The following is an 18,537-nucleotide window of genomic DNA, read 5'->3' as shown; positions in this document are numbered from 1 at the left end:
GCAGACGCGCTGGCCGGGGCGAACTGCGGCCGGGGGCGTTCCTCACACACAGGCCGGCACGGCGCCGACCAGCGCGGTCCCCGCAGCCCGGTGTTCCTCACACCCGGGCCGGCACCGCGCTGAGGTGCCCGTACCGGCCGCGTAACCGCGTCGCGTACGGGGGCGAAACACGTACGGCGCAGGCTGGGCGCATGAGCCCGAGCACCGTTGACACGCACTGTCCCTACTGCGCCCTCCAGTGCGGCATGGGACTGGCGCCGCTGCCCGCGGGCGGCGTCGAGGTCGTCGAACGGACCGCGTTCCCGGTGAACCGGGGCGCGCTGTGCGGCAAGGGGCGCACCGCGCCCGAGGTGCTGGCGCGCGGCGCGCGGCTGACCCGGCCGCTGGTCCGCGGCCCCGGCGGCGCGCTGGAGCCGGCCGGCTGGGACGAGGCGCTGGACAAGGTCGCCGAGGGGCTGCTGCGCACGCGGGCCGCGCACGGCCGGGACGCCGTCGGCGTCTTCGGCGGCGGCGGGCTGACGAACGAGAAGGCGTACGCGCTCGGCAAGTTCGCCCGGGTGGTGCTGCGCACCTCGCAGATCGACTACAACGGCCGCTTCTGCATGTCCTCGGCGGCCGCCGCCCACCAGCGGGCGTTCGGGCTCGACCGGGGCCTGCCCTTCCCGCTGGAGGACGTCGCCCGCACCGGCTGCGTGATCCTCGTCGGCTCCAACCTCGCCGAGACGATGCCGCCCGCGCTGCGCTACCTGACGGAGCTGCGCGAGCGCGGCGGCAAGCTGATCGTCGTCGACCCGCGCCGCACCCGTACCGCCGAGCAGGCCGACCTGCACCTGCAGCCCCGGCCCGGCACCGACCTGGCGCTCGCGCTCGGGCTGCTGCACCTCGCCCTCGCCGAGGGGCACCTGGACGAGGAGTTCATCGCGGAGCGCACCAGCGGCTGGGCGCAGGCGCGGCCGGGGGTGATGGCGCACTGGCCGGAGCTGGTGGAGCGCATCACCGGGGTGCCGGTGCCGCAGCTGAGGGAGGCGGTGCGGCTGTTCTGCGGGGCGCCGTCCGGCATGGTCCTGACCGCGCGCGGACCCGAGCAGCAGTCCAAGGGGACCGACACCGTCAGCGCCTGGATCAACCTGTGCCTCGCCACCGGCCGCGCCGGCCGGCCGCTCTCCGGCTACGGCTGCCTCACCGGGCAGGGCAACGGGCAGGGCGGGCGCGAGCACGGCCAGAAGGCCGACCAGCTCCCCGGCTACCGCAAGCTGGACGACCCGGCGGCGCGCGCCCATGTGGCGGGGGTGTGGGGCGTCGACCCGGACGACCTGCCGGCGCCCGGACGCAGCGCGTACGAGCTGCTGGACGCGCTCGGCGTGGACGTGCACGCGCTGCTGCTGATGGGTTCCAACCCGGTCGTCTCGGCGCCGCGCGCCGCGCACATCACCGAACGCATCGCCTCGCTGGACTTCCTCGCGGTCTGTGACGTCGTGCTGTCGGAGACCGCCGAGATGGCGGACGTCGTCCTGCCGGTCACCCAGTGGGCGGAGGAGACCGGCACCACGACCAACCTGGAGGGGCGGGTGATCCTCCGCCGCAAGGCGATCGACCCGCCGCCGGAGGTCCGCACGGACCTGGAGGTCCTGCACGGGCTCGCCGCCCGCCTCGGCTGGGAGAAGGGCTTCCCGACCGACGCCGAGGAGGTCTTCGACGAGCTGCGCCGCGCGTCGGCGGGCGGCCCGGCGGACTACTCGGGCATCACGTACCAGCGGATCGCGGCGGAGGACGGCGTCTTCTGGCCGTGCCCGGAGAGCGCGTCGGCGGACCCGCACCCCGGCACGCCCCGGCTCTTCCTCGACCGCTTCGCGACGCCGGACGGCCGGGCCCGCTTCGTGCCGGTCCTGCACCGGCCCTCGGCGGAGGAGCCGACGGCGGAGTACCCGCTCTACCTGACGACGGGCCGCGTCCTGGCGCAGTACCAGTCCGGCGCCCAGACCCGCCGGGTCCGCGAGCTCAACGCCGCTTCCCCCGGCCCCTACGTGCAGCTGCATCCGCAGCTCGCCGAGCGCCTCGGCGTCGCCGAGGGCGAGGCGCTCGCGGTCACCAGCCGCCGGGGCCGCGCGGTCGCCCCGGCGCTGATCAGCGCGGCCATCCGCCCCGACACCGTCTTCATGCCGTTCCACTGGCCGGGCGAGGGCCGCGCCAACACCCTGACCAACCCGGCGCTGGACCCGACGTCCCGGATGCCGGAGTTCAAGGTCTGCGCGGTGCGGGTGGAGGCGGCGGGGACCGCGGCGGGGGGCCGACCGTAGGCTGGGCGCTGTCCGGAAGGCAGACAGAAGGAGCGTCGGCGCCCATGACCCACACCTATGACACGAAGGTCACCTGGACCGGCAACCTCGGTACGGGCACCAGCACTTACCGCGCCTACGACCGCTCCCACGAGGTCTCCGCCGCCGGCCTCCCCACCATCCTGGGCAGCTCCGACCCGACCTTCCGCGGCGACGCGACCCGCTGGAACCCCGAACAACTGCTGCTGGCCGCGCTGTCGCAGTGCCACATGCTCGCCTACCTGCACGTCTGCGCCGTCGGCGGCGTCACGGTCACCGCCTACACGGACAACGCCCACGGCACGATGGAGACCACCCCGACCGGCGGCCACTTCACGGAGGCGATCCTGCGCCCCCAGGTGGAGGTCGCCTCCGAGGAAATGGCCGCCAAAGCCACGGCTCTCCACACCGAAGCCCACCGCACGTGCTTCATCGCCGCCTCGGTCAACTTCCCGGTCCGCCACGAACCGGTGGTGACGGTCCGCGCGACCGCCTGACCGGCGGGCGCCGGGGATCAAGCCGCCGAGGAACGTCCGTCGGGTGCGCGATCGTCGTGCGCGGTGAACACGAAGGCCGACGCATCGCCGTCGAGATCGATGGTCAGCGCCGCGTCCAGGGCCTTGGCCAAGCGGGTCAGCAGAGGCAGGGTCGGCACGGAGTCACCGCCCTCGATGTTGGAGATCTGCGGCTGGGTCATGTCAGCGCGCCGGGCCAGCTCGGTCTGGGACAGGCCCAGCGCGGTGCGCCGGTCGTAGACCGCCTGGCCGAGCACGAAGGCGTACCCGGCCTGGAGGTAGGCCGAGGACTCCTCGACCGTCTCCCCCAGCAGCTTCCTGGTGCGGGTCGTCTTCCACTGCGAGTGATTCACGACCTCTCCTCCTTGCTCCGGTCGTAGATGTGCTCGGCGGAGCCATGATCGGCTTCGCACACCTTCTGAGCCTGGTCAGCGCGGTCGACCTCGGCGACCTCGCGCTGCCTGGTCTTGCGGAACACCGTCAGCAGCACGATGCGCCGGTTGGGGGCGAGCCAGTACGTGACGCGTATGGCGTTACCGTCCATGGTGAAGCGCAGCTCGCGCACTTTACCGCCGAGGTGGCGGGAGTACGGCTCTCCCAGAGTGGTCGGCTGGGCCGCGAGCATGTCCGCCGCCCGCTCGGCCTTGTCGTGCTGGGCGTCCGACAACAGCTCCAGCCACTGCCTGACCTCCGGCTCGATCTCGATCTGCCAGGGTTCGCTCACGGATTGGATTATACAGAAATCGATATAGCGGAGCGCGGAACAGCGTCTTTCGCATCCGGCCGTCAGGCCCTGGCGCGCAGGCGGCGGAGCATTCTCGCGTCTTCGAAGCCCACCGTTCGGGCGGCCGATTCGATGGTGGAGCCGTGGGAGATGAGGTGTTCGGCGCGCTCCACGCGCAGGAGTTGCTGGTAGCGGAGGGGGGTGAGGCCGGTGGCCTCGCCGAAGCGGCGGGTCAGGGTGCGTTCGCTGACGCCGGAGGTGGCGGCCAGGTCGGCGAGGGCGAGGTGTTCGGAGAAGCGGGCGTCGATGAGGTCCTGGACGCGGTGGACCGCGTCGCTGAGGTGCGCGCGGTGCCGGAGCATCGCGCTGGTCTGCTGGTCGTCCCCGTTGCGGCGGGCGTAGACGACCATGTTGCGGGCGACGCGCGCGGCCGCGCCCGGCCCGTGCCGGCCCGCGACGAGGTGCAGCGCCAGGTCGATGCCGCTGGCGATGCCGGCGGAGGTGACGACGCGGTCGTCGACCACGTAGAGCACGTCCCGCACGACGGTGGCCCGCGGGTAGCGGCGGGCGAGTTCGTCCTGCACGTCGTGGTGGGTGGTGCAGCGGCGGCCGTCGAGGAGGCCGGCCCGGCCGAGGGCGTCGGCGCCCGCGCAGACGCTGGCGACGACGCCGCCCGCGGCGTGGTGGTCGCGCAGCCGCTGGAGCGTGGCGTCGCGCAGCAGCCCGTTCCGCGTCAGGGTGCGGGAGCGCCAGCCGGGGACGATCACCAGGTCGTCCGGGGTGAGGTCGGGCCAGCCGGTCGCCGCCCGGAGCGGGACGCCCTGGGCGGTCGGGATGTCCTCCTGCTCGGCGACGTAACGGGTCTCGTAGGCGTGGCCGAAGTCGGCCGCGGTCGAGAACACCTGCGCCGGGCCCGCGAGATCCAGCAGATGCAGGTGCGGGACGAGCAGGAAGACGACCCGGGTCACGATCCGGTCAGCTCCTTGACGGTGGTCACGCGCGCGAAGCGGCCCGCGAGCGCGTATTCGGTGCGGGCGAGGATGTCGTCCGTCTGCAGGGTGCGGGGGTCGGCGAGGATCTCCTCGACCGAGCGGCCGGCCGGTGCGTCCCAGTGCTCGCGGGGGGTGGTGGCGGTCGCGTCGGTGACGAAGGTGGTCCCGTAGCCGAGGTCGGAGGCGAGCCGGGTCGTCGTCTCGACGCACTGCTCGGTGCGGATACCGCCGATGACGACCTCGGTGACACCGCGCGAGGTGAGCAGCTGCTGCAGGTTGGTGGTGGTGAAGGCGTTGTGCGCGGTCTTGGTGAGCACCGGCTCGCCGTCGAGCGGCTCCAGGCCCTCCATCAGCCGGACGAAGCCGCTCGCCGGGTCGAAGGCGCCCCCGGTGCCGGGCTCGCTGTGCAGCACCCACACGACGAGGTCGCCCTCCTGGCGGGCGTGCGCCACGAGGCGGTTCACCTGGCCGACGATGCCGGGGTTGGACGTGGCCGCCCACAGCGGGTTCTGGAGGAAGGACTGCTGGACGTCGATGACGATCAGTGCTCGGTTCATGCCTCGATCCTCGCCCTCGGCACGGTCCGCGGGACAGACACCATCATGCCTCGAAGCGGAACGATCCGGTCACGCGCGCATCAGGCGTCGGCCGGCGGTACCGCCAGCGTGCGCAGCGCGACGAGCAGCGCCTGCGGGTCGGGCACCGCGCCGAAGAACGCCGCGTCGGTCGACTCGACCGCGGCGACCGCCTTCGCGGCGAGCCGGGCGCCGGCGGGCGTGATGCCGAGCCGCTTGGCCCGGGTGTCGCTGGGGTCGGTGACCCGGGTGAGCAGGCCCTTGTCCTCCAGCCGGCGCAGCACCTGCGACGTCATCTTCACGTCCGTGCCGCTGTGCCGGGCCAGCCGCAGCTGGTTGGGCTGCTCGCCCTGGCTGTCGAGCCACCACAGTCCGGCCAGCAGCACGAACTGCGCGTGGGTCAGGTCGAGGGGGGCCAGCGCCGCCGCGATCGCCCGCTGCCAGTGCAGGGACGTGCGCCAGAAAAGGAAACCGGGGCTGTCGTCGGGTTCTTCCATCGTCCGACCGTACCCGTCCGCGACCGCTCAGGACGGCCCTCCGGGCACTCAATCTTCGCGGCGATCATCTTCGCGCAGATCGCAGCGGCCCCCCGCATCCGCCTCACACCCGCCGCCGGCCGCCGCTGAGGGCACCGTTCCCTCGGGGTAACGGACGCGATGCGGACGGGAAACAGCCGCGCCGCAGGCTGACGGGCATGGACATCGAGGCGGGCAGCGAGATCGTGGTGGTGGGCGGCGGGATGGCCGGCGCGCGCCTGGCGCAGCAGCTCGCGCCCGCCGCCCCGGACGTCCGGGTGACGCTGTTCGGCGAGGAGCGGCACGCCCCGTACAACCGGGTGCTGCTCGCGGAGGTCCTCGCCGGGCGGTACGAGCCGGACGTCATCACGCTGCCGGACGCCGCCTGCACCACCCGCCGCGTGGTGCGGGTGGACCGCGCCGAGCAGCTCGTGATCTGCGACGACGGCTCCGCCACCCGCTACGACCGGCTGGTGCTCGCCACCGGCTCCAACCCGGTGCTGCCGCCGCTGCGCGGCCTGTTCGAGGCCGGGCGCGGCGAACTGCCGGTGGGGGTGCACGCCTTCCGCACCATGGACGACTGCCTGGCGCTGTCCGCCGCGGTGCGCCCCGACGTGCGCGCCGTGGTCGTCGGGGGCGGGCTGCTCGGCGTCTCCGCGGCGCGGGCGCTCGCCGCCCGCGGCGCCCATGTGGTGCTGCTCCAGCAGGGCGAGTACCTGATGGAGCGGCAGCTGGACGAGCACTCCGGGAAGCTGCTGCGCTCGCACCTGGAGTCGATGGGGGTCGAGGTCCACACCGAGTGCCGGGTGCGCGGGCTGCTGACCCGGCCGGAGGGCGCCGCGCGCGCCGTCCGGTCCGTCGAACTCGCCGACGGCTACTGCCTCGGCACCGACCTGGTCGTCCTCGCCTGCGGCGTGCGGCCCCGCACCGGGCTGGCGCAGGCGGCGGGGCTCGACGTCGCCAAGGGCATCGTCGTGGACGACGAGCTGCGGACGTCCGACCCGCTCATCCACGCGATCGGCGACTGCTCGCAGCACGCCGGTGTCGTGTACGGCCTGGCGGGCGCGGCCCGCGAGCAGGCGGACGCGCTGGCGTCGCTGCTGCTCACCGGGGCGGCGCGGGCCGCGCACCCCGCGGCCGCGCCGCGCTACACCGGGACCCGCGCGCTGACCCGGCTGACCCTCGGCGGATCGCGTACCGGCGAGACCGGCATCGCCCCCTTCGACCTCGCCGCGTTCGGCGACCCGTCGCCGGTCCCCGGCGACGACGTACTGCGCCTCACGGACGCGACCCGCGGCGCCTACCGCAAGGTCGTCATCCGCGACGACCGGCTGGTCGGCGGAATCCTGCTCGGCGACCTCGCCGCGGTCGGCACGCTCGCCCGCACCTGGGAGGCCGACGAGGCGCTCCCGGCCACCACCGCTCCGCTGCTCCACCTGCTCACCAACGACGGAGGTTCCTGACCATGGCTGTTGACACGACGGACGTTCCCGCGATCGCGATGCCCACGATCGTGCTGGTCGGCCACGGCATGGTCGGGCAGCGGTTCCTGGAGGCGCTGGCCGACCGGGGCGTCACCGAGCGGTCGCGGGTGGTCGTGCTGTGCGAGGAGCCCCGCGCCGCGTACGACCGGGTCCACCTGACCTCGTACTTCTCCGGGACGACGCCGGACGAGCTCGCCCTCGCCGAGGACGGCTTCCTGGAGAAGCACAACATCGAGCTGCGGCTGGGGGACCCGGCGCTCAGCGTCGACCGCGCCGCCCGCACCGTGACCGCCCGCTCCGGGCTGGTCGTCTCCTACGACACGCTGGTGCTGGCCACCGGCTCCTTCCCGTTCGTGCCGCCGGTCCCGGGCAAGGACAGCGTGGGCTGCTTCGTCTACCGCACCATCGAGGACCTGCTGGCGATCGAGGAGTACGCCGGGTCCGGTGGCACGGGCACGGTCGTCGGCGGCGGGCTGCTCGGCCTGGAGGCGGCGGGCGCGCTCAAGGGGCTGGGGCTGGACACGCACGTCGTGGAGTTCGCCCCGCGCCTGATGCCGGTGCAGGTCGACGAGGGCGGCGGCGAGGCGCTGCGGCGCACCATCGAGGAGATGGGCGTCACCGTCCACACCGGCGTCGGCACGCAGGCGATCGTCGCGGGCGAGGACGGCAGGGTCGCCTCGATGTCGCTGTCGGACGGCTCGACCCTCGCCACCGGCCTGGTGGTCTTCTCGGCCGGCGTCCGCCCCCGCGACCAGCTCGCCCGCGAGTGCGGCCTGCCGGTCGGCGAGCGCGGCGGGATCGTCGTGGACGAGCAGTGCCGCACCGAGGACGCGGACGTGTACGCGATCGGCGAGTGCGCGCTGGCCTCCGACGGCCGGGTGTACGGGCTGGTCGCGCCCGGCTACGAGATGGCGGAGACCGCGGCCAAGGCGATCGCGGGCGACGCGGGCTCCTTCAAGGGCGCGGACCTGTCGACGAAGCTCAAGCTGCTCGGCGTGGACGTGGCGAGCTTCGGCGACGCGCACGGCGCCACCCCCGGCTGCCTGGACGTGCTGTACTCCGACTCGCGCTCCGGTGTGTACAAGAAGCTGGTGGTCTCGCGCGAGGGCGTGCTGCTGGGCGGCATCCTGGTCGGCGACGCCGACTCGTACGGCATGCTGCGCCCGATGACCGGCTCGGTGCCGCCGGTGCCGCCCGAGAGCCTGGTGCTGCCGGCGGGCGCGGGCGGCCCGGTCGAGCTCGGCCCGTCGTCGCTGCCCGACACGGCGGTGATCTGCAGCTGCCACAACGTCACCAAGGGCGCGATCCTCGACGCCGTCACCGAGCACTCCTGCACCACCGTGCCGGAGCTCAAGAAGTGCACCAAGGCCGGGACGGGCTGCGGCAGTTGCGTGAAGGTGCTGGGACAGCTGCTGCCCCCCGCCGAGGACCAGGGCCTGTGCGCCGACTTCGCGCACACCCGCCAGGAGCTGTACGAGATCGTGCGCGCGCTGCGGATCACCTCGTTCGGCGCGCTGCTCGACAGCCACGGGCGCGAGGCGGCCAGGGGCGGCGAGGGCTGCGAGATCTGCAAGCCCGCGGTGGCCTCGGTGATCGCCTCGCTGGCGCCGTCGATCGGCGCCCCGGTGCACGTGCTGGACGGCGGGCAGGCCGCGCTCCAGGACACCAACGACCACTTCCTCGCCAACCTGCAGCGCAACGGCTCGTACTCGATCGTGCCGCGCATCCCCGGCGGCGAGATCACCCCGGAGAAGCTGATCGTGATCGGCGAAGTGGCCCGGGACTTCGGCCTCTACACGAAGATCACCGGCGGCCAGCGGATCGACCTGTTCGGCGCCCGCGTCGACCAGCTGCCGCTGATCTGGACGCGGCTGGTGGACGCCGGGTTCGAGTCCGGGCACGCGTACGGCAAGTCGCTGCGCACGGTGAAGTCGTGCGTGGGCAGCACCTGGTGCCGCTACGGCGTCCAGGACAGCGTGAGGATGGCCATCGACCTGGAGCTGCGCTACCGCGGGCTGCGCTCGCCGCACAAGCTGAAGTCCGCCGTGTCGGGGTGCGCGCGCGAGTGCGCGGAGGCCCGCGGCAAGGACTTCGGGATCATCGCCACCGCGTCGGGCTGGAACCTGTACGTCGGCGGCAACGGCGGCGCCGACCCGCGCCACGCGGACCTGCTGGCGCAGGACCTCAGCGACGCGGAACTGGTCCGGCTCATCGACCGCTTCCTGATGTTCTACATCCGCACCGCGGACCGCCTGGAGCGCACCTCGGCCTGGCTGGAGCGGATCGACGGCGGCCTGGAGCACGTCAGGGACGTCGTCGTGCACGACTCGCTGGGGATCTGCGACGAGCTGGAGTCGCTGATGTCCGCGCACGTGGCGGGGTACCGGGACGAGTGGGCGGACACCATCAACGACCCCGAGCGGCTGAGCCGCTTCGTCTCCTTCGTCAACGCGCCGGACGTACCCGACCCCAGCGTCCGGTTCGTCGAGGAGCGCGACCAGGTCAAGCCCGACCTGGACCTCCTGGCCGGGCCGGTGCTGCTCGCCGGACCCACCCTCGCCATCCGCACCCTCGAAGGGACGGTCACCGTATGACCATCGAACTCCTCCTCGACGACACCTGGTTCGCGGTCTGCGACGACACGCGGCTGACCCCGGGCCGGGGCGTCGCCGCCCTGCTGCCCGACGGCTCGCAGGCCGCCCTCTTCCAGGACCGGCACGGCGCCCTGTACGCGATCGGCAACCGGGACCCGTTCACCGGCGCCTACGTCCTGTCCCGCGGCCTGATCGGCTCGGCCGCGGGGCGGGCGTACGTCGCCTCCCCGCTGCTCAAGCAGCGCTTCGACCTGGCGACCGGAGCGTGCCTGGACGACGAAACGGTCAGTACCCCCGCGTATGCCGTCAGATCGCTGTAATCCCCTCCGGCGCCGGGTCCACGTCCCGTAACATGCCGCATACACAGCGGGTTGACAAGGTTAGGTTTACCTAACCTAAGATCCAGGGGTGCTCAACACCCAGCGGACGGCCGTGGCCGGTCGACTCCCCTCCCCGGCCCGGCAGATACCGCTGTTCGTGCTCGGCGCGCTCGCCCTGGCGCTGTGCGGAGCCGCGAGCCTCGCGCTCGGCTCGCGGCCGGTGCCCCTCGGCACCGTCTTCGACGCGCTGTTCCATGGCGCGCACAGCCGTGACGCCGTGGTCGTCACCGGGCTCCGCGTACCGCGCACCCTCATCGGGCTCGCGGTCGGCGCGGCGCTCGGGGTCGCGGGAGCGGTCGCCCAGGGCGTCACGCGCAACGCGCTGGCCTCGCCGACGACGCTGGGGATCAACGCGGGCGCGGGCTTCGCCGTCGTCACCGCGATCTACGCCCTGCATCTGACGCACCCCGCCCAGTACCTGTGGTTCGCCTTCGCCGGGGCGGCGGCCGCCGCGCTCTTCGCCCAGACGCTGGCCCGCCGGGCGGGCGACCTGGACCCGGTGCGCCTCGCGCTCGGCGGCACGGTGCTGACCGCCGTCCTGGTCTCCTGGACCTCCGCCGTGATGCTGGCGAGCAACCGCACCCTGGACGAGGCCCGGTTCTGGCTCGCGGGCTCGCTGTCCGGCCGCACGCTCGACGTCCTGTACCCCGTACTCCCGCTGATCGCCGTCGGGTTGGTCGTCGCGCTGGCCATCACCCCGGCCCTCAACGCGCTGGCCCTCGGCGACGAGACCGCGCAGGCGCTGGGCGTGCCGGTGGCGCGGATCCGGGTCGCGGGCGGGCTGTCCGTCGTGCTGCTGGCCGGCTCCGCCGTCGCGGTGGCCGGACCGGTCGCGTTCGTCGGGCTGGCCGCCCCGCACCTGGTGCGGCTGGTGTTCGGCAACGACCACCGGCTGCTGGTCCCCGGCTGCCTGATCGCCGGCCCCCTGCTGCTGCTCGGCGCCGACGTCCTGGGCCGCGTCGTGATCGCGCCCTCCGAACTGGAGGTCGGCATCGTCACCGCCTTCCTCGGCGCGCCGCTGCTCGCGGTGCTGGCCCGGAAGGTGGCCCGATGACCCCGCCCGCCCCCCTGACGAAGCTGCCCGCGCCCCGCCCCGCCGCCCCGGTGCGGCGCCCCTCCCGCAGCCGCCGCACCGCCTGGCTCGCCGCCGGTGCCGTGGCCGCGATCCTCGTCCTCGGCACCACCGCGCTCACCACCGGGCAGATCCCGATGCCGCCGCTCACCGCGCTGCGCGCCCTGATCGGCCTCGGGGACTCCGGCGACGTGCTGGTGGTCCAGGAGTTCCGGGCGCCCAGGATGGCGGCGGCCCTCGTCGCCGGAGCGGGCCTGGCCGTCGCCGGGGCGCTGCTGCAGCGGCTGTTCCGCAATCCGCTCGCCTCCCCCGACGTCATGGGCGTGACCGGCGGCGCCTCCCTCGGCGCCGTCTCGCTGCTCGCCACCGGCGCCTCGCAGACCCTCATCCCGCTGGCCGCCCTCGGCGGCGGGCTGCTCGCCGCCGTCCTGCTCGGCGCGTTCGCCTGGCGCTCGGGGCTCGGCGTCACCCGCCTCGTCCTGGTGGGGCTGGCCGTGCAGGCGGGGCTGGCCGCCGCCGTCAACCTGATGGTGGTGCGCTTCCCCGCCGAACTCGCCAACTCCGCGCTGCAGTGGACGACGGGGTCGCTCTACGGGCGGACCTGGGCCGAGGTGTCCGCCGCGGGCGGCGCCGTGGCCGCCGGGACGGCCGCCGCCTTCGTCCTGCACCGGCGGCTCGCCGTCCTGGACCTGGGCGACGACTCGGCGGGCGGCCTCGGCGTGGCACCGTCCGCGGCACGTCTGCACCTGCTGCTCACCGCCATCGTGCTGGCGTCGCTGGCCGCCGCGCTCACCGGCCCGGTGGCGTTCGTCGCGCTCGCCGTACCGCACGTGGTGCGCTTCCTCGCCGGGCCGCCGACCGCGGGAACGCTCGCGCTGTCGGCGCTGACCGGCGCCGTCCTGCTGCTCGGCTCCGACCTGGTCGTCCAGCACCTGCTGCCGGTGCACGGCCTGCCCGTCGGGGTGGTCACCGCGACCCTCGGCGCCCCCTGGCTCCTCGCCTTGATGATCCGTCAGAGCAGGCCCATGCACAGGAGTTTCGGATGACCGCCCGCACCGACCGGCCACCGCACGACGAGCCGCGCACCGAGCCGCGGCCCGCGCCGAACACCAACGAGCTCAGCACCCACGGCCTGGACCTGCGCTACGGCGACCGCACGGTGATCGGCGGCCTGGACCTCGTCCTGCCCGGCGGCGCCGTCACCGCCATCGTCGGCCCCAACGCCTGCGGCAAGTCGACCCTGCTGCGCGGGCTGACCCGGCTGCTGCCCCCCGCCGCCGGCAGCGTGGCCCTCGACGGCGCGGACATCCACCGGATGCCCGCCCGCGCGCTGGCCCGCCGGATGGGGCTGCTGCCGCAGCAGCCGGTCACCCCCGACGCGATCACCGTCGAGGCGCTGGTCCGGCTCGGCCGCTACCCGCACCAGCGGCTGCTGAGCCCCTGGTCGGCCACCGACCAGGCCGCCGTCGAGCGGGCACTGGCCCGCACCGGCACCACGGAACTGCGCGACCAGCACGTGGACCAGCTCTCCGGCGGCCAGCGGCAGCGCGCCTGGATCGCGCTGGCCCTCGCCCAGGACACCGAGCTGCTGCTGCTCGACGAGCCCACCACCTTCCTCGACCTGCGCCACCAGCTCGACGTGCTCGACCTGGTCTCGGACCTGCACGCCGAGTCCGGGCGCACCGTCGTCATGGTGCTGCACGACCTGGGCCAGGCCGCCCGGTACGCCGACCACCTCGTCGTCCTCCAGGACGGCCGGTTGGCCGCGGCCGGGCCGCCGTCCGAGGTGCTCGACGCGGCGCTGGTGAAGTCCGTGTTCGACGTCGACTGCCAGGTCATCCCCGACCCGGAGACCGGCACCCCGCTCGTCGTCCCGCGCGGTCGCGCCAGACGGCACACCGCCGCCGTCTCCGGCTGACCCCCGGCCCCTCCACCGATGCCCCCGTCCCCCGTTGCCCCCGTTGCCCCCGTCGCAAGGAACCCCACCCTCATGAAGACCAGATCCCCGCTCCGCCGCCGCCTCGTCCGGCTCGTCGCCGCGCCCGTCGCCCTCGTCATCGGCGTGGGCGCGCTCGCCGCCTGCGGCAGCGAGTCCGGGGCGAAGGACGACAAGGCGAACGCCGCCGCCACCGCCGACGGCTTCCCGCGCACCCTCACCCACGCCATGGGCAGCACCACCATCCCCGCCAAGCCGAAGCGCGTGGTCGTGCTCGACACCGGTGAGCTGGACGACGTGACGATGCTCGGCATCACCCCGGTCGGCGCGGTCGCCCCGCACCTGAAGTCCGAGGGCGGCTTCCCCGCGTACCTGAAGGGGAAGACGGACGGCACCAAGGACGTCGGCCCGTCCGCCGAGCCCAACCTGGAGCTGATCGCGTCCCTCAAGCCGGACCTGATCCTGTCCAGCAAGGTCCGCCACGAGAAGGTCTACGACAAGCTCAAGGCCATCGCCCCGACCGTCTTCACCGCGACCACCGGCTTCCCCTGGAAGGCGAACCTGGCGGTCCACGCCAAGGCCCTCGGCCTGGAGAAGGAGGCCGCGGCGGCGCTGACGTCGTACGAGGCCCGCGCGAAGCGGCTCGGCGAGGCCATCAAGGCCAAGAACGGCGGCAAGGAGCCGACCGCCTCGGTCGTCCGCTTCGTCGCCGGCCCGACCCGGCTCTACCAGCTGGACTCCTTCAGCGGCGTCGTGCTGACCGACATCGGCCTGAACCGCCCCGCCTCGCAGAACGTCCACAGCGCGATGCTGGAGGTCGGCCCCGAGCAGATCGACAAGGCCGACGCGGACCTGGTCTTCGTCACCGTCTCCGACGACCCGGCCAAGACGCAGCAGAGCGTCGTCGAGTCCAACCCGGTCTGGAAGGACCTGGGCGCGGTCAGGAACCACAAGGTCGTCAACGTGACGGACGAGACGTGGATGTCCGGCATCGGCGTGCAGGCCGCGACCAGCATGCTCGGCGACGTGGCCAAGGCCGCGGGTGTCGACCTGCCGAAGTGACGCTCGCCGTGTGAAGGGGCGGGCCCACTTTGCCGGCCCGCCCCCTCCCCTCCACACGTTCCCAGAACAGGACTCCCGGCCATGCGGCTGTATCTCCTCGCGCTCAACCCCACGGACTCCGTCACCGAGGGCTTCCTGCCGGCCGCCTCCCGGCTCGGCCTGGACGTCACCGTGCTCACCGACGCCCCCACCGCCCACCAGGAGCTGGTCCGCCAGGAGCGGTACGGCGACCGGGTGGAGGTGGTGGAGTGCGACGTACGCGACTTCCGTGCCGTCATCACCCGGATCGCCACCGGCCACGCCCCCCACGCGGTCTTCACCAACAGCGACCATCTGCAGACCCAGGCGGCGCTGGCCGCCGGGTACTTCGGCCTGCCTGCCAAGCCCTGGCAGGCGGCCCTGCGCACCAAGGACAAGGCGCAGATGCGCCGCCACCTGGCCGCCGCCGGCGCCGACACCGTGTGGTCCGCCGAACTCGGCGCGGCCGAGGACCCGGTGGCGCTGCTCGGACCGGCGGTCCCCTACCCGTGCGTGGTCAAACCGCGCGAGGGCGTGGCCAGCGAGGACGTGGTCCTCGTCGACGGCCCCGAGGAGCTGGTGCTGCGCTGCAAGGAGATCCAGCAGCGCCGGCCGGGGGCGGCGCTCGTGGTGGAGGAGTACCTGCCCGGCGAGCTGTACACGCTGGAGACGCTCGGCGACGGCCGCGTCCGGCACGTCCTGGGCGGGTTCCACACCGAGCTCTCGCCGCTGCCCTGGTTCATCGAGGAGCGCATGGCCTTCGTCCCCGCGCACCCGGAGCCGGTCGTCGCGCAGGTGCTCGCGCAACTGGACGCCCTCGGCGTCGGGTTCGGCGCCTGCCACACCGAGTTCGTGGTGCAGGACGGCAGGGCGCGCGTCATCGAGGTCAACTACCGGGCCATCGGCGACCAGTGCGACCTGCTGCTCGCCGGGCTGCTCGGCATCCCGCTCTTCGAGCTGATCCTCCGCGTCCACCTCGGCGAGCCGCTCCCCGCCGACCTCGGCGCCCGCTCCGACGGACGCGCCCGGCTGGAGTACCCGTGCGCGCGGCGCGCGGGCACCCTGACCGCCGCGCCCGCCGCCTGCGAGCGCACGGTGGACGGCGTCGAGCTGGTCTACCGCCCGCTGCGCGCGACCGGCGAGTGGCACGCGCTGCACCACACCAACCGCGACTACCTCGGTGTGCTGCGCGCCACCGGCACCGACCAGGCGGCGGTGGACCGCGCCGTGGCGGAGTTCCTGGCGGCGCAGCGCTGGGAGATCACCCCGTGACGGCCACCGAGGTCGGCACCGGGTCCGACACCGCCACCGTCCACGACACCGTCACCGACACCGACACCGACACCGACACGACGCTGATGCTGCGCGTGCTCAGCGCGCTGCTGCGCGAGGACGTCGTCGGCCTGCGCACCCGCTCCACCCTGGTCGAGGAGGCCGACGGACTCTGGCTGCGGCTGCCCTACACGTACGGCGCCGGAGGGGACGGAGCCGGCGGCTTCGAGGACGCGCTGCTGCTCCCGGTGGCCGAGGACGGCTTCCAGTGCGAGTACGCGGCCCGGCTGCCGCTGCTGCGGCGCGCGTCCGACGGCCGCGAACTGACCGGCACCGACGCCGTGCTGCGGGCGCTGCGCGCCCTGGCCGACCCCGTCGACCGGCCCGGCTTCGACGCGTTCGCCGAGGAGTGCCGGCAGACCGCCGCGACCCTGCGGCTGCAGGAGCGGGAGCGCGACGGGGTGATCGCCCGGCTCACCGAGCGGTACGGCTCCGACACCGCCTACTGGACCTACGCCCGCACCCTGGGCTTCGACGCGCTGGCCGCCTTCCACGACCACCCGGTGTACCCGACCTCCCGTGGCCGCAGCGGGCTCGGCGAGGCGGAACTGCTCGCCTACGCGCCCGAGTTCCACCAGGACGTCGCGCCCCGGTGGCTCGTCCTGCCGCGCGCGGCCGTGACGGAGTCCGGCGGCGGCCCGGCCGAGGCGTACGCGTTCCTGTGGCCGACGCCCGCCACCCTCGGCCGGCCGGAGCTGAGTGACAGCCACACCGTGCTGCCGGTGCACCCGCTGACCGTCGGGGAGCCGCTGGACGCCGCGCTGCGCGCCGCTGGCCTCGAAGGGCGCGCGTTCCTCGCCGAGGGGCAGCCCCTCGCGCTCCTGCCGACCCTGTCCATGCGCACCCTCGCGGACCGCACGTACCCGCTGCTGCACCTGAAGCTGCCGCTGGCCACCGCGACGCTGGGCCTGCGCAACCGGCGGACCATCAAGCCCGGCACCCTCGCCGACGGCGCCGCCTGCCAGCTCCTGCTGAGCCAGGTGATCGCCCGCGAACCCCGCTTCCGCGACACCGTGCTGCTCGCCGACGAGCGCCGCTCCGCGCACGCCGGGCACGAACTCCTGGCCGTCCTGCTGCGCCGCTACCCCGAGCACCTGCAGAACTCCGTCCTGGTCCCGATGGCCGCGCTGCTCGCCGGTGCCCCGGACGGCCGGCTGGTGATCGACCAGCTCGCGGAGCGCTTCTACGACGGCGACCCCGTCGCCCTCCTGGACGCCTGCCTGACGCTGCTGTTCGACTGGCAGACCACGCTCTTCGGCTACGGGATCGCCCTGGAGTCGCACCAGCAGAACGTCTCCCTCGCCCTGGACCGCGACCGCGCGACGGGCGCCACCCGGCTGCGGCTGGTGCTGAAGGACAACGACGGACCGCGCATCAACACCGCGCGGCTGAGCCGGGCGCTGGGCGAGGTCCCGGCCCGCATCGAGGGATTCGACGACGAGCGGATCTTCTGCGTCTCCGACGACCCGCTGGTGGACCTGTTCACCACCATCACCGTCCACCTGTGCGCGGGCTCGTACGCGTTCGGGCTCGCAGAGCACGGCCGGGCGCCACTGGACGAGCTGCTGCGGCTGGTCCGCGACCGGCTCTCCGAGGCGGTCGACAAGCTGGGCGGCGCGCCCGCCGCGCTGCTGCGCGAGCGGGTGCTCGACGCCGCGCGGCTCCCGGTCAAGGCGATGGTCAGCGCCGGGACGCTGCTCAGCAAGGAGCGCTCCGGCGCGGCCGACATCAACAAGCACTACACGACCGGCCCCAACTACCTGCTGCTGGGGACTGGTTCGAGGTGAGCGCGGAAGCGGCGACGCTGGCCACCGCTCCTGCTCCCACCCTGGGGCGCCGCCAGGTGCACGCGGTCGCGGCCTGCTACTTCGTCGCCTCGTTCGCCGCGCTCGGGCTGCCCCCGTACCTGACGTCGATCCTGCCGGAGCTGGGCGACCCGACCGCGCACTGGGCCGGGCTGCTCTACATCGTCCCGACGGTCTTCGGCGGCCTCGCCGCCCCGCTGTGGGGGCGGCTGGCCGACCGCTACGGCCGCAAGCGGCTGCTGCTGCGCGCCCAGCTCGGGCTGGCGCTGTCGTTCCTGCTGGCCGGGGCCGCCGACTCGCTGCCCACGTTCACCGCCGCCCTCGTGCTGCAGGGCATCCTCGGCGGCACCTTCGCCGCCACCAACGGCTACCTCGCGGCGGGGCTGGACGGCACCCGGCTCTCCTGGGCCCTGACCCTGATGCAGGGCAGCGCCCGCGCCGCCCTCGTCGCCGCGCCCATCGTCGTCGGCTCCCTGTCCCCGTGGCTCTCGCCGCACCGCCAGTACGCGCTGCTCGCCCTCCTCCCGCTGGGCGCGGCCGCGATGCTGCTGGCGCTGCCGGAACCGCGGGAGGCGGCGGAGCCGCGCGGCGGCGTGCGGACGGTTCCGGTGGCGGGGCCGGCGGCGGAGGGGGCGGAGACGGCGGAGGTGCACGCGGGGACCAGGCGGCGCCGGCTCCTGCGGGAGCTGTACGTCTTCGAGTTCGCGTTCGTCTTCTCGACGGTCATCTCCTTCCCCTACCTCATCGCCCTGCTCGGGGACCGAATATCGGGGATCTCCCCGGTCGTCTCCGGGGCGCTCTTCGCCCTGCCGCACCTGTGCTACCTGCTCTTCGCGGCGCCCGTGCACTCCGCCTTCCGCGACCGTCCCCGGCTCGGCATAGCCCTCGGATTCGCGCTGGTGGCCGCGGGCCTCGCCGGGCACGCGGCGGCCGGTTCGCTGCTCGCGTTCACGGCCGTCCGGCTGCTGCTCGGCGCCGGGCTCACCCTCGGCCTGGTCTGCCTGTCGCTGCTCGCCGCCACCGCGGTCCAAGGCCGCGCGCCAGGACGGATGTTCGGCTCCCTGGAGTTCGTCTCCAAGGGCGGAGCCGTCGCCGCCGGAGTGGTCGCCGCACTCGGCAACAGCGCCTTCGGGCCGACCGCACCGGTGATCGCGGGCACCGCCGTCGCCCTGGCCACCGTCGCCGCCGCCGTACACGCTCTCTTCTCGCACCCTTGAT

17 protein-coding genes are annotated in these 18,537 nt (G+C 74.1%); 12 read left to right on the top strand and 5 right to left on the bottom strand.

Translation table 11 applies throughout. The features are described from left to right. The first annotated feature begins 191 nt into the window (after positions 1-191). Together ABZ721_RS10075 and ABZ721_RS10070 are read left to right on the top strand one after the other, a co-directional pair. Entirely contained in the window at positions 192-2,297 is a 2,106-nt protein-coding gene (locus ABZ721_RS10075; RefSeq protein WP_358788136.1) for a molybdopterin oxidoreductase family protein, read from the top strand. A 44-nt stretch (positions 2,298-2,341) separates the two neighbouring features. Continuing rightward, on the top strand, positions 2,342-2,812 hold the full coding sequence (locus ABZ721_RS10070; RefSeq protein ID WP_358788135.1) for an OsmC family protein: 471 nt from the start codon (positions 2,342-2,344) through the stop codon (positions 2,810-2,812). A gap of 17 nt (positions 2,813-2,829) precedes the next feature. On the opposite strand, the gene ABZ721_RS10065 is transcribed toward ABZ721_RS10070, so the two are convergent. The 5 genes from ABZ721_RS10065 to ABZ721_RS10045 all read right to left on the bottom strand — a co-directional run bounded on the left by ABZ721_RS10065 (position 2,830) and on the right by ABZ721_RS10045 (position 5,618). After that, a complete protein-coding gene (locus ABZ721_RS10065) occupies positions 2,830-3,183 on the bottom strand; it encodes a helix-turn-helix transcriptional regulator (protein ID WP_358788134.1) in 354 nt (117 codons plus the stop codon). Then, positions 3,180-3,554 carry a type II toxin-antitoxin system RelE/ParE family toxin gene (locus ABZ721_RS10060; protein WP_358788133.1) on the bottom strand — a complete coding sequence of 125 codons (375 nt, stop codon included), beginning with the start codon at positions 3,552-3,554 and terminating at the stop codon, positions 3,180-3,182. The genes ABZ721_RS10065 and ABZ721_RS10060 overlap by 4 nt, the downstream gene beginning before the upstream one ends. A 62-nt stretch (positions 3,555-3,616) precedes the next feature. After that, positions 3,617-4,522, bottom strand: a complete 906-nt coding sequence (locus ABZ721_RS10055) for a DJ-1/PfpI family protein (RefSeq protein WP_358788132.1) — start codon at positions 4,520-4,522, stop codon at positions 3,617-3,619. Next, positions 4,519-5,103, bottom strand: coding sequence for a cysteine hydrolase family protein (locus ABZ721_RS10050; protein WP_358788131.1), 585 nt, complete (start codon positions 5,101-5,103; stop codon positions 4,519-4,521). The genes ABZ721_RS10055 and ABZ721_RS10050 overlap by 4 nt, the downstream gene beginning before the upstream one ends. 80 nt (positions 5,104-5,183) lie before the next feature. Next, positions 5,184-5,618, bottom strand: coding sequence for a MarR family transcriptional regulator (locus tag ABZ721_RS10045; RefSeq protein WP_358788130.1), 435 nt, complete (start codon positions 5,616-5,618; stop codon positions 5,184-5,186). A 197-nt stretch (positions 5,619-5,815) separates the two neighbouring features. Here ABZ721_RS10045 and ABZ721_RS10040 point away from each other — a divergent pair, with 197 nt between their 5' ends. From ABZ721_RS10040 to ABZ721_RS09995, 10 genes are all read left to right on the top strand, one after another. Then, entirely contained in the window at positions 5,816-7,099 is a 1,284-nt protein-coding gene (locus ABZ721_RS10040) for an FAD-dependent oxidoreductase (protein ID WP_358788129.1), read from the top strand. 2 nt (positions 7,100-7,101) lie between these two features. Continuing rightward, complete coding sequence (gene nirB, locus ABZ721_RS10035) at positions 7,102-9,714, top strand: nitrite reductase large subunit NirB (protein ID WP_358788128.1); 2,613 nt, start codon at positions 7,102-7,104, stop codon at positions 9,712-9,714. Further along, positions 9,711-10,034, top strand: a complete 324-nt coding sequence (gene nirD, locus ABZ721_RS10030) for a nitrite reductase small subunit NirD (RefSeq protein ID WP_358788127.1) — start codon at positions 9,711-9,713, stop codon at positions 10,032-10,034. Before nirB ends, nirD begins: the two co-directional genes overlap by 4 nt. 145 nt (positions 10,035-10,179) lie before the next feature. Next, complete coding sequence (locus ABZ721_RS10025; protein ID WP_358788185.1) at positions 10,180-11,148, top strand: iron ABC transporter permease; 969 nt, start codon at positions 10,180-10,182, stop codon at positions 11,146-11,148. Further along, positions 11,145-12,212, top strand: a complete 1,068-nt coding sequence (locus tag ABZ721_RS10020; protein ID WP_358788126.1) for an iron ABC transporter permease — start codon at positions 11,145-11,147, stop codon at positions 12,210-12,212. Before ABZ721_RS10025 ends, ABZ721_RS10020 begins: the two co-directional genes overlap by 4 nt. Continuing rightward, positions 12,209-13,084 (top strand): ABC transporter ATP-binding protein, encoded by an 876-nt coding sequence (locus ABZ721_RS10015; RefSeq protein WP_358788125.1) that lies wholly within the window; start codon positions 12,209-12,211, stop codon positions 13,082-13,084. Before ABZ721_RS10020 ends, ABZ721_RS10015 begins: the two co-directional genes overlap by 4 nt. Before the next feature lie 72 nt (positions 13,085-13,156). After that, positions 13,157-14,164, top strand: coding sequence for an iron-siderophore ABC transporter substrate-binding protein (locus ABZ721_RS10010; RefSeq protein ID WP_358788124.1), 1,008 nt, complete (start codon positions 13,157-13,159; stop codon positions 14,162-14,164). 81 nt (positions 14,165-14,245) lie between these two features. Then, positions 14,246-15,454 (top strand): ATP-grasp domain-containing protein, encoded by a 1,209-nt coding sequence (locus ABZ721_RS10005; RefSeq protein WP_358788123.1) that lies wholly within the window; start codon positions 14,246-14,248, stop codon positions 15,452-15,454. Between the two features lie 86 nt (positions 15,455-15,540). Continuing rightward, positions 15,541-17,301, top strand: a complete 1,761-nt coding sequence (locus ABZ721_RS10000; protein ID WP_358788184.1) for an IucA/IucC family protein — start codon at positions 15,541-15,543, stop codon at positions 17,299-17,301. Continuing rightward, positions 17,298-18,536 (top strand): MFS transporter, encoded by a 1,239-nt coding sequence (locus ABZ721_RS09995; RefSeq protein WP_358788122.1) that lies wholly within the window; start codon positions 17,298-17,300, stop codon positions 18,534-18,536. Before ABZ721_RS10000 ends, ABZ721_RS09995 begins: the two co-directional genes overlap by 4 nt. The last annotated feature ends 1 nt before the right edge of the window (position 18,537 follow it).

This window comes from Streptomyces sp. NPDC006733, assembly GCF_040636125.1.
In the GTDB taxonomy this organism is placed as follows: domain Bacteria; phylum Actinomycetota; class Actinomycetes; order Streptomycetales; family Streptomycetaceae; genus Actinacidiphila.
Note: the sequence above shows the minus strand (reverse complement) of the source record. Positions and strands in the feature narration are given on the sequence as shown.

Excerpts from the sequence above, each read along its gene's own strand:
- ABZ721_RS10005 (WP_358788123.1), top strand. The coding sequence starts at position 14,246 with ATGCGGCTGTATCTCCTCGCGCTCAACCCCACGGACTCCGTCACCGAG.
- ABZ721_RS10040 (WP_358788129.1), top strand. The coding sequence starts at position 5,816 with ATGGACATCGAGGCGGGCAGCGAGATCGTGGTGGTGGGCGGCGGGATG.
- ABZ721_RS10045 (WP_358788130.1), bottom strand. The coding sequence starts at position 5,618 with ATGGAAGAACCCGACGACAGCCCCGGTTTCCTTTTCTGGCGCACGTCC.
- nirB (WP_358788128.1), top strand. The coding sequence starts at position 7,102 with ATGGCTGTTGACACGACGGACGTTCCCGCGATCGCGATGCCCACGATC.
- ABZ721_RS10015 (WP_358788125.1), top strand. The coding sequence starts at position 12,209 with ATGACCGCCCGCACCGACCGGCCACCGCACGACGAGCCGCGCACCGAG.
- ABZ721_RS10075 (WP_358788136.1), top strand. The coding sequence starts at position 192 with ATGAGCCCGAGCACCGTTGACACGCACTGTCCCTACTGCGCCCTCCAG.
- ABZ721_RS10010 (WP_358788124.1), top strand. The coding sequence starts at position 13,157 with ATGAAGACCAGATCCCCGCTCCGCCGCCGCCTCGTCCGGCTCGTCGCC.
- ABZ721_RS10070 (WP_358788135.1), top strand. The coding sequence starts at position 2,342 with ATGACCCACACCTATGACACGAAGGTCACCTGGACCGGCAACCTCGGT.
- ABZ721_RS10050 (WP_358788131.1), bottom strand. The coding sequence starts at position 5,103 with ATGAACCGAGCACTGATCGTCATCGACGTCCAGCAGTCCTTCCTCCAG.
- nirD (WP_358788127.1), top strand. The coding sequence starts at position 9,711 with ATGACCATCGAACTCCTCCTCGACGACACCTGGTTCGCGGTCTGCGAC.
- ABZ721_RS10000 (WP_358788184.1), top strand. The coding sequence starts at position 15,541 with ATGCTGCGCGTGCTCAGCGCGCTGCTGCGCGAGGACGTCGTCGGCCTG.
- ABZ721_RS10020 (WP_358788126.1), top strand. The coding sequence starts at position 11,145 with ATGACCCCGCCCGCCCCCCTGACGAAGCTGCCCGCGCCCCGCCCCGCC.